The 15,069-nt window shown below is 47.8% G+C and carries 11 protein-coding genes and 1 riboswitch; of the genes, 6 read left to right on the forward strand and 5 right to left on the reverse strand.

Annotated features, from left to right (window positions below):
* Positions 1 to 7: 7 nt before the first annotated feature.
* From ACT53D_RS09265 to ACT53D_RS09285, 5 genes are all read right to left on the reverse strand, one after another.
* Positions 8 to 316, reverse strand: a complete 309-nt coding sequence (locus ACT53D_RS09265) for an ArsR/SmtB family transcription factor (protein WP_476155790.1) — start codon at positions 314 to 316, stop codon at positions 8 to 10.
* 198 nt (positions 317 to 514) lie between these two features.
* Positions 515 to 2,314, reverse strand: a complete 1,800-nt coding sequence (locus tag ACT53D_RS09270; protein WP_476155792.1) for a hypothetical protein — start codon at positions 2,312 to 2,314, stop codon at positions 515 to 517.
* Positions 2,314 to 4,734, reverse strand: coding sequence for a TonB-dependent siderophore receptor (locus tag ACT53D_RS09275; protein WP_476155794.1), 2,421 nt, complete (start codon positions 4,732 to 4,734; stop codon positions 2,314 to 2,316). Before ACT53D_RS09275 ends, ACT53D_RS09270 begins: the two co-directional genes overlap by 1 nt.
* A gap of 76 nt (positions 4,735 to 4,810) precedes the next feature.
* Positions 4,811 to 5,770, reverse strand: a complete 960-nt coding sequence (locus ACT53D_RS09280; RefSeq protein WP_476155796.1) for a FecR domain-containing protein — start codon at positions 5,768 to 5,770, stop codon at positions 4,811 to 4,813.
* A gap of 2 nt (positions 5,771 to 5,772) precedes the next feature.
* Positions 5,773 to 6,270 carry a sigma-70 family RNA polymerase sigma factor gene (locus ACT53D_RS09285; RefSeq protein ID WP_476155798.1) on the reverse strand — a complete coding sequence of 166 codons (498 nt, stop codon included), beginning with the start codon at positions 6,268 to 6,270 and terminating at the stop codon, positions 5,773 to 5,775.
* A 765-nt stretch (positions 6,271 to 7,035) separates the two neighbouring features.
* Positions 7,036 to 7,133, forward strand: a riboswitch (guanidine-I (ykkC/yxkD leader).
* 57 nt (positions 7,134 to 7,190) lie between these two features.
* Here ACT53D_RS09285 and ACT53D_RS09290 point away from each other — a divergent pair.
* The 6 genes from ACT53D_RS09290 (at position 7,191) to uca (ending at position 15,058) form a co-directional block, all read left to right on the forward strand.
* Positions 7,191 to 8,252, forward strand: coding sequence for a putative urea ABC transporter substrate-binding protein (locus tag ACT53D_RS09290; protein WP_476155800.1), 1,062 nt, complete (start codon positions 7,191 to 7,193; stop codon positions 8,250 to 8,252).
* 98 nt (positions 8,253 to 8,350) lie between these two features.
* On the forward strand, positions 8,351 to 9,079 hold the full coding sequence (locus tag ACT53D_RS09295; RefSeq protein WP_476155802.1) for an ABC transporter permease: 729 nt from the start codon (positions 8,351 to 8,353) through the stop codon (positions 9,077 to 9,079).
* Positions 9,076 to 9,858 carry an ABC transporter ATP-binding protein gene (locus tag ACT53D_RS09300; RefSeq protein ID WP_194748792.1) on the forward strand — a complete coding sequence of 261 codons (783 nt, stop codon included), beginning with the start codon at positions 9,076 to 9,078 and terminating at the stop codon, positions 9,856 to 9,858. Before ACT53D_RS09295 ends, ACT53D_RS09300 begins: the two co-directional genes overlap by 4 nt.
* 11 nt (positions 9,859 to 9,869) lie before the next feature.
* The gene (locus ACT53D_RS09305) at positions 9,870 to 10,598 is read left to right on the forward strand and encodes an urea amidolyase associated protein UAAP1 (RefSeq protein ID WP_194748793.1); all 729 of its coding nucleotides are present in this window, start codon (positions 9,870 to 9,872) and stop codon (positions 10,596 to 10,598) included.
* Between the two features lie 13 nt (positions 10,599 to 10,611).
* On the forward strand, positions 10,612 to 11,247 hold the full coding sequence (locus ACT53D_RS09310) for an urea amidolyase associated protein UAAP2 (protein WP_476144516.1): 636 nt from the start codon (positions 10,612 to 10,614) through the stop codon (positions 11,245 to 11,247).
* A gap of 211 nt (positions 11,248 to 11,458) precedes the next feature.
* On the forward strand, positions 11,459 to 15,058 hold the full coding sequence (gene uca / locus ACT53D_RS09315) for an urea carboxylase (RefSeq protein ID WP_476155804.1): 3,600 nt from the start codon (positions 11,459 to 11,461) through the stop codon (positions 15,056 to 15,058).
* Positions 15,059 to 15,069 lie beyond the last annotated feature (11 nt).

Here is a 15,069-nt window from a genome sequence, read left to right on the forward strand (position 1 = left end):
TTATTTTTTAAGTATTTTGATTCACGTAATCAATCACGCGCTGGAGTACGTCCTTCATATTTTGCTTATTTATCCAAAAATACACTTCTTTCCCAACCTTTTCTGATTGAAGTACTTCCGCCTGCTTAAGTAGTTTTAGATGATGTGAAACTGCTGTTCTACTTAGCTTTGATACTGAAGCTATTTGAGTGACATTCAATCTTTCACCTGGCTCAAAAGTAAGCAATATTCTTTGTCGCTGCTCATCTCCGAGTGCTACAAACATGAGTGATACATCAAGCCATTCAGAAGGTAGTGTTTTTATATAACTTTTCATGACTAAATGTTTAAACAAATAGTTATGTTTGTCAACTTTTTTACAACTGAACTAATATTTAGTTAGGAAGTAGAAATGTATTGATATTCTGAGATTAGTGGCCGCTTGAGTTGCGTAAACCGCGGATTACGTATTTTTCAATAGCAAATAAATAGTTTCAAAAAAACCTCAAGCTTTCCGCATGAGGTCTTTTCGTCGTTAATGATCAAACGACACTATTCGAACATTAGAATAAATCGGCCCTCTCGTGCCTGCACCGCCAAAATGGGTACTGGTGCCTATGTGCAGATAATTGAATTTATCTACAGGCTCATACTGCAAACCTTCAAAGTGTAATACCTTGTCGTCGATCCAGGTCGTCACTTTGCCATCATGCCATTCCACCCTGAAACGATAGGTATGCTGCGGGTCAAACGGTCCATCAAAGGGCACCCATTCTTTGGCTTTACCAAACCCTCGGGCGTGATATTCGATCTTGAACTGTGCATGCGCTTTGCCTACCCTGAGTTCCCAATTGTCTGTTTCCGGCAGATTCATCCGCTCGTGATTATTAAAAAGGTTGCCCCATAACCCAAGGAAAATATTTTTATTAGCCGTCAATTGTGTTCGAGGATCAAAGTTACGGATATCAACTTCAAGCAATCCATGAGAAGACATCGGCGGAATTTTCCAGACGATCCGATCATTGTCATTGAGCAGTGTCCATCCTCCGCCATCAACAAACTGACCGCCTTGTACCTGCCCCTGGCTGTTGCCATGCAAGCTGTCAGAGAGTACCACCTTGCCAACTTCGTCCCTTAAGTGGGCTTTGTAAATTGCGGTAGAACCATCCTCAAATGCCACCTGAAATGCCAGACCATCGGATGTTGCAGACTCCAGACTGAGATTAAAGCTTTTTGGGGTTTTACCGGAAAGCTTGATTTCAGGATGCACGATGGGAAAGCGACTTCCCTTCTTCCAGGCATAGATACTCGCATGTCCCTGGGGATTTTTTCCAATAAAAAATACCCGATCCTTAAAGATATTGGGTTTGCTAAAGCTGCTGAAGTTGACTGAGCCACCGGCCATTTCTGCCTTGTTATCCGCTAACGTGTAGAGTTTACTGTCTATCCATGCATACATGCCGTTTAAGGTATTGTCTTTGGATGTCGTTTTGAACGCATAGTTTTGCGTCGCAAAAGAACGGTCTACAGTGCCGTCATTCAGGCCCTGAAAGGTTGCGTCAGGTGCATTGGGGATAGGGGTTGAAGCGTCGACCAGAGGAAGGAGCGCACCACTTTGTTTGACGTAGATCCCGGTTTTCCCAAGCTGGTCTGAAGCAGTCAACAACACGCGATCATGGCTGACTGTCACATCATCCATTGCGCCAAAATAGAGCGACTGATGCGGGATCTTTGTCTTCCAGTCTGCAACAACACTGAGCTGCCCTGTTTGAATATCGTATTGATAAGCACCCTGATATTGGCGCGTTTCTTTCTTCTCCTTGACGTCGCCCCGGCCGACAAATACAACTGTCCTACCATCGAAGACCGGGCGCTTGAAAGCGGTAAATCTGATTTCGCTATGGGGCATCAGGGTGTTGAGGTCAACAATTTTGCTAATCTTGCCTGCTGAATAGTGGTAAATGCCTTGTTGATGATCTGTTCCTACTCCACGAAAAACCAGTTGATCACCCACGCCCATCGGTGCGCCTTCAAAACTAATGAATTTGCCCACGCCTCCGGGGATCTCATCCAGCGAACTGACCAGCATATCGATATTGCCCAGCCTGCTTTTAAAAATACCGGTTAATCCGTTGTCCCGTGTGGCAGAAAAGAATATGGCGTCACCATCAACCACCGGCGCGGTTGCAAACTCTTTAAACTTGCCCCCTTCTCCCGAGAATATCGTGCTGGCATCGGCAATCAGCTCAAAATTAACCACAGGGACTGGGCCTTCTGCTGCGAAGACTGGATGCCAGGCCAGCATCAAAACCAAAAATAGTGTTTTACCAAACATCAAAACAGCACCTCCAGGCTCACCCTGGCATTGGCTGGCATGCCAGGGAAAATGGATTGTGCGCCATTGCCGAAGTAATAGACTTTATCCGTGATATTTTCTGCGTTAAAACGCCAAATTGCTTTATGGCTACCCAGATTGTGTTTGTAACTGGCACCTATATCGTAACGGGTATAACCACTTAATTTGAAGGTATTGGCCGGGTCACCAAACACCTCACTTTGGCTGAATGCGCCGCCGTAGATGGATAGATTCCTGAATGGTCCGCTGGTGAAATCATAGGAAGTCCACACCTTGAAGGCATTGGAAGGTGCCTGGTTCAGCGCATTGCCCTTGTTGGTGCCCTCTTTGATTTCGGAATCAAGATAGGCATAAGAGGCCATGATATTCCAGCCATCCGCCACTTCGCCAATCGCTTCCAGTTCAAAGCCTTTGCTTTGTACCTCGCCTACCAGCGTCACGGTGTTGGCAGCGACATCGGTAAACGTTAAATTGCCGCGGGTTAACTCATACACGGCGGCATTGATGGCCAGTTTGTTATCCAGCCACATTGTTTTAATACCAGCCTCATATTGCTTACCGGTTTGGGGGTCAAGCACCTGTCCGGCATTCGCAAAGGTTGGGCCCACACGCCCATTTGGATTGAAAGCACGGCTGTAGCTGGCATACAAGGTGACTGGCTCGAAAGGTGTGTAAAGGAGGCCTGCACGGGGAGTAAAGTCACTGTTCCTGACGGTGTCACTTGCCGCTCCTGTTGCTGGGAATTTTGAACCTTGACTGAACCGGTCATAACGCCCGCCAATCATCAGGTTGAGCTTGGAGGTCAGCCCTATAAAATCCTCAGCATATACCCCCTGAAATAAATTGTTATTTTCTTGGGTAGGTAAGGCAACCATTGGAAGAGGTCTGCGTACAAAAGTGGCAGGATTAAAAATATTGGATGCATAGACATTGCCACTCCCGCTTTGCGAGTGGATAGTACGCTCCAGATCCACGCGCTGATAGCCAAAAACCGTTCTGTGCCGCATGCCCCAAATTGTATTATCCCCGATCAAATCAAAGATATAGGAACGTGCATCCACATCCTGGGTCGAGCGTTGCTCGGTCACGTTGAAATTACCCGTCAAAACATTGGGCGCGGATTTGTTAGATTGATGTCGATCAATAAAATAATCCTGATAGGTATACTGATGTTTGAGCTTCCATTGATCGTTCAATTTCCAGTCTACCTCATACCCCAATGTGGTATTGACGGAAGATTGACTGCCCCATGGCAGCTCAAAGTAACGGCTTCTCGGCACATCATTCACGGCACCACGATAATAAAACTGGCCATTATCCCAAGGCGTGTCACGATTGACATAGTCGGCAAGCAAAGTGACTTTTAAATTATCAGTCACTTGCGCATCCAAGACCAAGCCAAGCACATCCCGATCTAAATAAACATTATCTCTAAAGCTGTCACTGCGCTCCCTCGCGACGTTAATCCTGTAGCCAATATGCTCATAATCCGGGACACGTCCCCCTGCGTCCAATTGCATGTGATTGTAGTCATAACTGCCCTTGCTCACCTTAAATGATGTAAACCTCTCTTGTGTTGGTCTTTTACGGATCAAGTTAATCACACCACCAGGTTGTGCGCGTCCATACTGAATGGATGCGGGGCCCCGCAAAAACTCCACCCGGTCCAACAGTTCAACTGGCTGATCAAGCAAACCATACAACGGCTGCCCATCGACAAAATACCCTGTTTCGTCGTCCAGCAGAAAACCTCGCGACCGAAGTGCAGCTTGTCGTCCTGCATTAAAACTTTCCTGATTAATTGAGGCAATATTTTTAGCCACATCAGCAAGCACTCTCACCGCTTGCTGATCCATGATTTTCTTTGGTATGACAGTGACTGAAACTGGAGACTCCTTAATTTCGAGCGGAATTCTGGATGCAGTTGAAGACTCCTTCTGCAAAAACTGCTGACCAGGCTCATCAATGATGAATTTATCAGTCACCTGGACTTCGGGTAAAACAGATACATTTTCTTCCGACTGTCTAACCGTTTTTTTGAGTAAAAAACTATTGGTTTCAATTTGCATGACCGACAGGCCGCTGCCTTGAAGCAAAACATCGAACCCCTGATGCAGACTGTAAGCGCCATTGAGTCCCATCGTCTGCTTGTTTTGAGTTAACTGAGGATCAAATGACAGCAGTACACCGGCCTGCGCGGCATACGCAGATAGCGCCGCCCCTAACGGACCAGCACTGATGTTGTAAGATTTTTTTGTAGTTTCTGCGACGGTGTTTTCAGCGGCGATCAGTGGCGTATGCCAGGACTGAGTCAACACCAAGGAAGCGGCAACCATCAAATGCAAGCGGCGCTTTTTGCCTGGTTTTAATGGAAGAAGATTTGAATGGGTAAATAACATATTGCACTCCTGAAAATATTGTTCTCATTAGCTATGCCAATCGAAAACTCAAAAGTGACAATACATTTATAAAAATTTACTGATTCAGAGGCAGGATCATTATCAAAAAGCGTGTGTAGCGCTGAATTCTGACTGGAAATGTGTGTGCCAGACTGCGTAATGAAGCGTCGACATCATCTACCGAAAATGATCCTGAAATCATCAACTGCTCAATATCTCTGTGGCATTTTATAATTCCGTAACGGTATCTTTCCATTTCTTCGGCAAAATACTTGAGCGGCATATTATCCAACTCCAGATACCCTCTCTGCCAAGAGGGGGATAAGACACTTAGCCGGCGCCTGAAAACAACACTACTGGAATACATGTCAATTTCTTGCTGAGGATGGATGAAAACGTGTTCACCACTTTGTTGGGGGGCTAGCTTGAGCACGCCCTCAAAAAGGGATACACGTGAAAATTGATCAAATCGCCGAACATTAAATGCAGTACCCAATGGAAGAATCCGACCATGACCGGTTTCAATCATCAATACTTGCGTTTTTTGATCTGACTTGGAAGTCGACACCAACACCTCACCATGATGCAATTGAACCATCATGGTGTGACGAGAAGAATGAATCGTGACCGCTGTTTTAGTGTTCAAAACAAGGTTGGTGCCATCCTTGAGGGTAATATTTTTTCGCTCTCCAACGTCAGTAGAATAGCCATCATTAATCTGTCCAAACAAAGCCTCTTTGAACACATATCCGGTTGGCAATAACACAGCGGCAAGTAATCCCAGCGTTTTGATTGCTTCTCTACGCTGACGATTCACTTTACTTGGTGGTCGGCTAAGTACCTCAACGCCAAGATTGGATGGAATCCCCTCAAAGATGGAGAGCTTGCGTTTAATGTCTTCCCAAGCTTGCCGATGCATATCGGATTCACACATCCACCTATCCCATGCCTGCCGCTCTGCGTCAGTCACATGCTCGGATGAAAGCAGTACATACCAATTCACCGCTTCCACAACGACGTCTTCATGGGAGCGCATATTTAATTTTTATGCTGCATCAGATGTAGTAATGCTGTTGAGATATATTTCCGCACACTACTCACTGACACTTGCATTTCATTCGCAATTACACCGTGAGCCATGCCTTCCAGTTGTGACAGCAGAAAAGCCTTCTTCACTTTTTGTTCCAGTCCATCCAGGATTAAATCAATTTGGTATAAGGTTTCTAAAATAATCGTCCGGGTTTCCACCGAATCATGAAAGTCTTCAGAATGTTGGCTTAAGAATTCCAGATACTTGGACTCAATCTCTTTCCGCCTGAAATGATTAACCATTAAGCCATGAGCAAGGTTGGTTAAAAAAGCGCGCGGCTCGATAATCTTATTTATGTCGCCCTTCAAAATTAACTTCAAGAAGGTATCGTTGGTTAAATCATAAGCATCTTCTACATTTCTGAGACGCTTTTTTAGATAAGACAAAATCCAGTGATGGTGGTCGGTATACAGTTGTGACACTAAAGTAGTTGACGAATGACTCATTTTCTAAACGCCCTATGATTATGAAAAATAATGAATCATGACTAGGAGCATAATCATTTAAAGGCACAAATCATTCCAATAAGCTAATCTATTGATTTGGTAAGATAAAAATTTGATTGCGATTAAAAATCGGCTGAAAGCATAAAATAAACTTCTGGAAGGTGGCTGCTATCAACCTTTTTTAAGGCAGATTATCGTTACACTTAGGATTCAAAAGGCGGGTTAAATTACGTATTAATTTTTTGAACTGATAGTGTCTTGTGAAGCACACTGACGAAAATTACGCATTTATCAAAGCTTGTCTATTTTTCTAAATCTCTAAACCCAATAAAACTGGACTGATGAATTACGTATTAATTAACGTTAAATAGTCGTTGGCGACAATAAACTAAAAGTCGCAAACATTAACCTGTATATTAAAAGCGTTGTTTGGTGATACCAAACACCTGCGCTAAAGCCCCGGACCTTCTTGGGCTTTATTTTTTCCTGGTTGATCAGTTTGAATAGAGACGCTTAGTAAGCATGCCTTTGTGAGGTGAGGCTGACCTTCTCTGAAAGTATTTTCTCTGTCATTTACCAGTGAGTGATTGCATTTTTATCGTATTGCACGATTTTAATCACGCCCAAACTTGGACTTAACGCACTATCAAAGTGCATAAATATTGATCACTTTTATAGGAATTCCATTTAAAACAAGGATTTACTGACTGGCATATTAGTTGCTAGTTTAGTCATGTGGGGCAGCAGGTATGAACGCTGCATTACCTAATGGTTGGCTAGGGTTCCGGCTTACGTGAGTGAGTGCTGGTCCGAGAGCTGACGACCTCCAAGAGGTTACACGGCGGGATAAAAGCCCGGGAGATAGCAACATTTTGAATGTTAGCTGCTCCCTTGCCGAATAATTTACTTGGAGTTCTCCTATGCTAGTTCGACGCTTTACAATCGCACTGACGCTGCTTTGCTTTTCTCTGTTCAATACCACAGCATTCGCTGCTGACTCAAAAAAACAATTCAATATTTGCTGGACCATTTATGCTGGATGGATGCCATGGGATTATGCGCAAGCAAAAGGCATCGTCGCCAAATGGGCAAAGAAATATGGCATCACGATTAAAGTCACTCAGTTGAACGATTATGCTGAGTCCATTAATCAATACACCGCAGGGCAATTTGATGGTTGCAGTATGGCCAATCTTGATGCATTGGTTGTGCCAGCGGCTGGTGGCGTTGACTCCACCGCATTAATTGTCGGCGACTATTCAAATGGTAACGACGGCATTGTCATTAAGGGTGCGAATAAACAGATCAAGGACCTCAAGGGGCAAAGCGTACACTTGGTTCAATATTCTGTATCGCATTACTTACTGGCGAGAGCCCTGGAACAGGCCGGACTCACCCAGAAGGACTTGAAGTTAGTCAATGTCTCAGATGCAGATGTTGTCGCCGCCTTTAGCACGCCGTCTGTCAAAGCCATGGCAACCTGGAACCCTCAACTCTCTGAGTTAGCCACGCTGCCAAATACTTCAAAAGCATTCACCTCCAGCCAGATTCCTGGCGAAATCATCGACTTGATGGTCGTCAATACAGACACTTTACGAAAAAACCCCTCGCTAGGAAAAGCTTTAACGGGTGCATGGTTTGAAGTGATGGCACTCATGAAAGCAAAAGATAAAGAGGCGTTGCAATACATGGCAAAGCACTCTGGCACAACCCTGGATTCATACATGCAGCAAATTTCCACCACCGCCCTGTTTTATGAACCTGCTGCCTCACTGGCCTTTGTCAGGGACGCGAAACTGCCAACGGTGATGCAAAAGGTCTCTAGTTTTTCTTTCGAGAATGGTTTGCTGGGGCCTGCAGCAAAATCCGCAACCGCCATTGGCATTGAATATCCCAACGGCGTCGTCACCGGTAACAGCAAAAATATCAAGCTCAGATTCACTGACACGTATCTGCAAATGGCTGTGGATGGCAAGCTCTAAACAGGTCAATCATGAGATTAATTAATCAATACCCCAGCAGGGGGACGAGATGGATGCTTGCCGCCACACCAATGATCTTGATCATTGTTGTGTATTTGGTGAACTCACATCTTCGCCTGGTTGAAAATCCAGAGGACAAGCTCCTGCCTAGTGTTTCTCAAATGTGGGAAGCCCTGAAGCTGATGGCATTTACAGAAGATCCCTCCACTGGGACCTTTCTGATGCTGGATGACACCTTGTCCAGTTTGAAGCGACTAGGGATGAGCTTGGCCATTGTTGCATCGCTTGGGTTAACGCTCGGTATTTTATTAGGGTCGATCCCGTTGTTACGGGCATCACTCTCCCCCTTGGTCGCGATTATCTCCATGGTGCCGCCGCTGGCGATTCTTCCCATCCTGTTTATCGTGTTTGGCCTGGATGAGCTCTCTAAAGTCATGCTGATTGTGATCGGACTCACGCCCATGCTGGCGCGCGACCTGGAACAACGGGCACGAGAACTGCCCAAGGAAATCATCATTAAAGCGCAGACCTTAGGCGCTAACTCATGGACGTTAATGATACGGGTGGTACTACCGCAATTACTGGCAAGATTGATGACTTCCCTGCGCTTACTGATGGGCTCAGCCTGGTTGTTTCTGATTTCTGCGGAAGCCATCTCATCCACAGAAGGCTTGGGATATCGCATCTTTCTAGTGCGTAGATATCTGGCAATGGATGTGATCTTGCCCTATGTTTTGTGGATCACCTTGCTCGCTTGGCTGACAGATTATGCCCTCAAAAAACTGCATCAAGTCTGCTTTCCTTGGGCTGAAGGAGCGGACGCATGAGTTTTATAGAGTTTAAGAATGTGTGGCGAAGCTACGGAGACCATGTCGTTTTAGAAGGCCTGAATCTGAAGGTTGAAGAAGGCGAGTTTTGCACGCTGGTAGGCGCTTCAGGCTGCGGAAAATCCACACTCCTGCGCATGCTGCTGGGCCAGGAGACCCCGACCAAAGGTGAGATTCTTTTGGATGGGCAAAAACTCCCGGCAGAGCCAGACCCCTCCCGCGGGGTGGTATTCCAAAAGTACTCGGTGTTCCCGCACCTGACGGTTCTGGAGAATGTGGTCATAGGCATGGAGTTTTCCGCATCGCCTTTTTGGGGGCGCCTGTGGGGCGCTAAAAAGAAAGAAGCAAGACGCAAGGCTACGCAAATTCTCAGCCGTGTCGGGCTGGATCACCATTTGCATCAATACCCGTCTGCGCTATCTGGCGGCATGCAGCAACGCCTCGCCATCGCGCAGGCTTTGATCGCTCAACCACGTATCCTGTTGCTGGATGAACCCTTTGGCGCGCTGGATCCTGGTATTCGCAAAGATATGCATGCACTCATGTTAGAGCTATGCAAAGAGACAAAATTGACGGTCTTCATGGTCACCCATGACTTGTCTGAGGGCTTTCATTTGGGCACCCGATTGATGGTATTTGATAAGGTCAGAGTCGATCCACATGCACCCAAAGCCTACGGTGCGCGTATCACCTACGACATCAAGCTCAATCAGGACAGACGCCAGCAACAAGCGCAGGTGGCGACCTTGCCCACCCATGTGCTTAATCAAACGAATTAAAAGGTTTACCGATGAACAACGATACAAATACATCTAGCATCCTCTACGAAGAGCTTGTTCCAGGCGGAGGTCACACCTCCTTCATCCTGAAAAAAGACCAGGTTTTGCGCATGACCGACGTCGAAGGTCACGCCAATGTCAGCCTCATGATGTTGAATGCACATCAACACAGCGAGCGGCTGAACTTACCAGACACCTTAAAAGCGCAACACACGGCCAAGCTCACAAAAGGACATTGCTTTTACTCGGACATGGGGAGAGTACTCGCCGCCATCACAGAGGATACATGCGGTTGGCATGACAGTTTGGGCGGGGTGTTAAACGCTCAAGAAGTCCTAGCGAAATATGGCGTTGGCCGCTATCAGGAACTCAGAAATAATTTCTATCGTAATGGCACGGATAATCTGTTGGTTGAGATGGGTAAATGGAACCTTGATCTTCAAGACTTGCTCATGGTCGTCAACTTTTTTAGCAAAGTGACCGTGGATGACGAGGGATCCCTGTTCTTTGAGCCCAACCATTCTTGTGCAGGTGATTACGTGGAGTTGTATGCACCAATGGACACCTTGGTGATTCTGACCGCCATTCAACATCCATTGGATCCCAATCCTGAGTATCACCCCCGCCCCGTGCAACTGTCATGGCGCAACGCAGAGAGCGAAAGTATCAGTGAAGTGTGTCGACAGTCACGGCCAGAAAACGGTCGTGCTTTCCATAACACTGAACGCTTCTACCTGTGAGGAAAGAATCAATATGAACATCATCTCAAGCCCATTAGCTGCTGAAAAAGCCTTTTTTCACCATGTCATTCCGGCAGGCGAACCTTATTTGTTTGAAGTCAAAGCAGGACAGACATTCAGGCTGTTAGACACTGAAGGTAACCAGGCCGTGGATACCCTTTTTTATAGCGCGAGCAATCCAAGAGAGCGTTATGACGCGCAACGGACCATGCGTAATCAGAACAAGGTTTACCTGACGACCGGTACAACGCTGTACTCAAATCTGGGCAATCCATTAGCCACGATTGTGGCAGATACCTGCGGTCGCCACGACACCCTGGGAGGCGCATGCGCTCAGGAAAGTAATACCGTACGTTATTCACTCGACAAGCGCTACATGCATAGTTGCAGAGACAATTTCATGTGCGCCTGTTTGCATGATGGCAGATTGAACAAGCGGGATATTGGCGCAAACATTAACTTCTTCATGAACGTTCCGGTCACTCCGGAGGGCGGCTTGACCTTTGCAGATGGCATTTCAGCGCCAGGCAAATATGTGGAATTAAAAGCGCACCAGGATTTAATTGTGTTGATCTCGAATTGCCCACAACTGAACAACCCATGTAATGGATGGAACCCAACCCAAGCGGAGGTGTTTGTATGGAACTAACATTCAAAAAGAAGATGATACGCGTCTTTCGAAAAGTGCTTGATGCCTTGTATCAAGGCATGACAGCAAGAGCAGACTTCTCTAAATAAACATGATTTAGTCAGTCACTTAACGGCTATCCAAATACTCACCTAGCCAGTGGATCCCGCTGTGGACGACCTCAGCGCGGTTTCGTATATGCGGGACGACCCGCCCTCAGAAGATCATTTGTATGTTCAATAAACTACTGATTGCAAATCGAGGGGCGATTGCTTGCCGCATCCTCCGCACCCTAAAAGCCCTGAACGTGAAAGGGGTGGCGGTTTATTCAGAATCGGACATTGCCAGTTTACATATTCAGCAGGCCGACGAGGCGATTAGCCTTGGGGAAGGTCCCGCTGCAAATACGTATCTCAATGTGGCGCGGATACTTGAAATTGCAAAAACCACCGGCGCGACTGCCATTCATCCTGGGTACGGTTTTTTATCTGAGAATGCAGCGTTCGCAGAAGCTTGCGAACAAGCGGGCATCGCCTTTATTGGCCCAACCCCGGAACAATTACGCGTATTCGGGCTTAAGCACACGGCAAGGGCCATTGCAAAAGCCCATCAGGTGCCCATGCTGGAGGGCACCGAGTTGTTGGAGAGCGTGCACGAGGCAACCGCTGCAGCCAAGCAGGTAGGTTACCCGGTAATGCTGAAAAGTACCGCGGGGGGGGGTGGCATAGGCATGCGCGTGTGCTGGAACGAACGCGACCTTGCCGAAGCGTTTGAAGCCGTAAGGCGCTTGGGACAAAACAACTTTAGTGACTCTGGTGTATTTATTGAAAAGTACATCGAACGCGCCAGACACTTAGAGGTGCAGGTGTTTGGGGATGGCAAAGGTGAGGTCATTGCCTTGGGGGTGCGTGATTGCTCAGTGCAGCGCAGAAACCAAAAAGTATTAGAAGAAACCCCGGCGCCCAACTTGCCGGACGGCATGGCGCAGGCGCTATGTGAAGCGGCGATTAAATTAGCAAAAGCGGTTAATTACCGCAGTGCGGGCACCGTAGAATTTGTGTATGACAGCCTTGCCGAGCAATTTTATTTCCTCGAAGTGAATACCCGCTTACAGGTAGAGCATGGTGTTACCGAGCAAGTATGGGGCGTTGACCTGGTGCGTTGGATGATTGAATTGGCGGCTGGCGACTTACCGCCTTTGTCAGACATTCGCCAAACACTGCACCCTCATGGTCATTCAATACAAGCGCGCCTGTATGCGGAAGATCCTGGAAAAGACTTTCAACCCAGCCCTGGTTTGTTGACCAATGTTGCGTTTCCTCCCGCGGATGGAAAAGCATTGCGTGTAGACACCTGGGTTGAGGCAGGGTGTGAAGTGCCACCCTATTTTGACCCCATGATTGCAAAAGTGATTAGCTGGTCAGCCACCAGGGAAGAGGCCAGAAAGCGCCTGGATGACGCGCTTGGTGAGACCGTGCTATACGGCGTAGAGACCAACCGTGACTACCTCAGACAAATATTATCCGACCAGCCATTTTCAGAAGGCCATCCCTGGACGCGCTGTCTTGAGGGTTTAGCCTATCAATCTCACACATTTGAAGTCCTTGTTCCGGGCACGCAAACGACCATTCAGGATTATCCTGGTCGCCAGGGATATTGGGCCGTCGGTGTTCCGCCCTCAGGCCCAATGGATAGCCTGGCTTTCCGTTTGGGGAATCGTTTGCTGGGGAACGAAGAACGTGCCGCCGGATTGGAAATCACCATGAGTGGTCCCACCTTGCGCTTCAATACGGATGCCGTTGTCGCTATCACGGGTGCAACCATCCCGGTAAAAGTGGATGGCGAGCAGGCGCCACAACATGTTTCTCTCCACATCAAGCGAGGGTCAACGTTAAGCTTAGGCAAAATTGCCGAAACAGGCGCCCGCAGCTATTTGCTTTTCAGGGGCGGCCTGGAGATTCCTGAATATTTGGGCAGTAAAAGTACGTTTACGCTGGGCCAATTCGGCGGGCATGCGGGGCGCGCTTTAAGGGCCGGGGATGTCATCCACCTGCCAGCATTAGAGGATGCTGCTGCGGGCATCGCGCTACCGCCAGACCTCTACCCTCCCCTTGCTGAGACCAGACAGATCCGAGTCATTTATGGGCCGCATGGCGCCCCGGAATATTTCACCCAGCGCTACATCGATCAGTTTTTAAACACAGATTGGGAAGTGCATTTCAACTCCAGCAGAACCGGTGTTCGCCTGATTGGACCGAAACCTGAGTGGGTCAGAGAGAGTGGCGGTGAAGCGGGTTTACACCCATCCAATATTCACGACAACCCCTATGCGATTGGTGCGGTTGATTTCACCGGTGACATGCCGGTGATTCTCGGGCCTGATGGGCCCAGCCTGGGCGGCTTTGTCTGCCCGGTGACGATGATTGAAGCAGATTTATGGCACTTGGGACAACTCAAGGCAGGTGACAAAGTTCGCTTTATCCCGGTGACCATCGCCACCGCCAGACAGGCTTTTAAAGAACAACAGCAACAAATCGCAGGCCTGAGTCCAATCACTGCATCTTGGCAGGCGGCAGAACTGCAGACCCCTATCGTGCTGGAAATTGGGGAAAAGGATGCCAAGCTCGTCGCAAGACTATCTGGCGATACGCACTTGTTGATTGAGATCGGCGCGCCTGAGCTAGACCTTGTTTTGCGATTCAAAGCGCATGCTTTGATGCAAGCCATCGAACAAAGTAATCCTGCCGGCATTATTGACCTCACCCCTGGCATACGCTCCTTGCAAGTGCATTACCAGCCTGAACAGCTGCCATTAAAAACATTATTGGCGTTGATCCAAGAAATTTGGGGCAAACTCAGTTCAACGCAAGACATTACCGTGCCATCCAGGGTAGTGCATTTGCCATTGTCCTGGGACGATCCCGCTTGCCAATTGGCGATCGAAAAATATATGACCACCGTGCGTAAAGATGCGCCTTGGTGCCCGAGCAACCTGGAGTTCATCCGCCGCATTAATGAATTGCCGGATATTCAAAAAGTGCAGGAAATCGTTTTTGACGCCAGTTACCTGGTCATGGGGCTGGGTGATGTTTACCTTGGCGCGCCAGTCGCGACCCCTTTGGATCCAAGGCACAGATTAGTCACTACCAAATACAACCCGGCCAGAACCTGGACGGCCGAGAACTCCGTCGGCATTGGCGGCGCTTACATGTGCGTTTACGGTATGGAGGGCCCAGGGGGTTACCAGTTTGTGGGCCGCACCCTGCAAATGTGGAGTCGCTATAAAAAGGTAGCTGCGTTTGAAGGAAAGCCATGGTTATTGAATTTCTTTGACCAGATTCGCTTTTACCCCGTGTCGGCCGAAGAATTACTTGTCATCCGGCGTGATTTTCCACTCGGTCGCTATCCATTAAAGATTGAAGAGACCAGCCTCAATCTCTCGCAATATCAGTCCTTCTTAGCGCGGGAAGCATCATCTATTCAAGCTTTCAGAACCCATCAACAAACCGCATTCGATGCGGAGCGTCAGCGCTGGATTGACACTGGCCAGGCCCATTTTGAAGTAGATGAAAATTTAGCCAGTGACACTGAAGAATCCACCTTAGCCGAGGGGCAGGTTGGCGTGGAAAGCCATATTGCCGGCAATTTATGGCAAGTCGTTGTGCAGATTGGGCAACAAGTGACCGCTGGCGAATCTTTAGTCATTCTTGAATCCATGAAAATGGAAATTGAAATCCAAGCACCTGTCGATGGTGTCGTGGCAGAGATACGCGTCTCCCCTGGCTCACCAGTCAAAGCCGGGCAATGTGTGGTCGTGATTAACGAAGCTTAAAGGACATTGAA

The sequence above is a fragment of the Methylophilus sp. DMC16 genome (assembly GCF_056314045.1).

Excerpts from the sequence above, each read along its gene's own strand:
- ACT53D_RS09290 (WP_476155800.1), top strand. The coding sequence starts at position 7,191 with ATGCTAGTTCGACGCTTTACAATCGCACTGACGCTGCTTTGCTTTTCT.
- ACT53D_RS09310 (WP_476144516.1), top strand. The coding sequence starts at position 10,612 with ATGAACATCATCTCAAGCCCATTAGCTGCTGAAAAAGCCTTTTTTCAC.
- ACT53D_RS09305 (WP_194748793.1), top strand. The coding sequence starts at position 9,870 with ATGAACAACGATACAAATACATCTAGCATCCTCTACGAAGAGCTTGTT.
- ACT53D_RS09275 (WP_476155794.1), bottom strand. The coding sequence starts at position 4,734 with ATGTTATTTACCCATTCAAATCTTCTTCCATTAAAACCAGGCAAAAAG.
- ACT53D_RS09270 (WP_476155792.1), bottom strand. The coding sequence starts at position 2,314 with ATGTTTGGTAAAACACTATTTTTGGTTTTGATGCTGGCCTGGCATCCA.
- ACT53D_RS09265 (WP_476155790.1), bottom strand. The coding sequence starts at position 316 with ATGAAAAGTTATATAAAAACACTACCTTCTGAATGGCTTGATGTATCA.
- ACT53D_RS09280 (WP_476155796.1), bottom strand. The coding sequence starts at position 5,770 with ATGCGCTCCCATGAAGACGTCGTTGTGGAAGCGGTGAATTGGTATGTA.
- ACT53D_RS09285 (WP_476155798.1), bottom strand. The coding sequence starts at position 6,270 with ATGAGTCATTCGTCAACTACTTTAGTGTCACAACTGTATACCGACCAC.
- uca (WP_476155804.1), top strand. The coding sequence starts at position 11,459 with ATGTTCAATAAACTACTGATTGCAAATCGAGGGGCGATTGCTTGCCGC.
- ACT53D_RS09300 (WP_194748792.1), top strand. The coding sequence starts at position 9,076 with ATGAGTTTTATAGAGTTTAAGAATGTGTGGCGAAGCTACGGAGACCAT.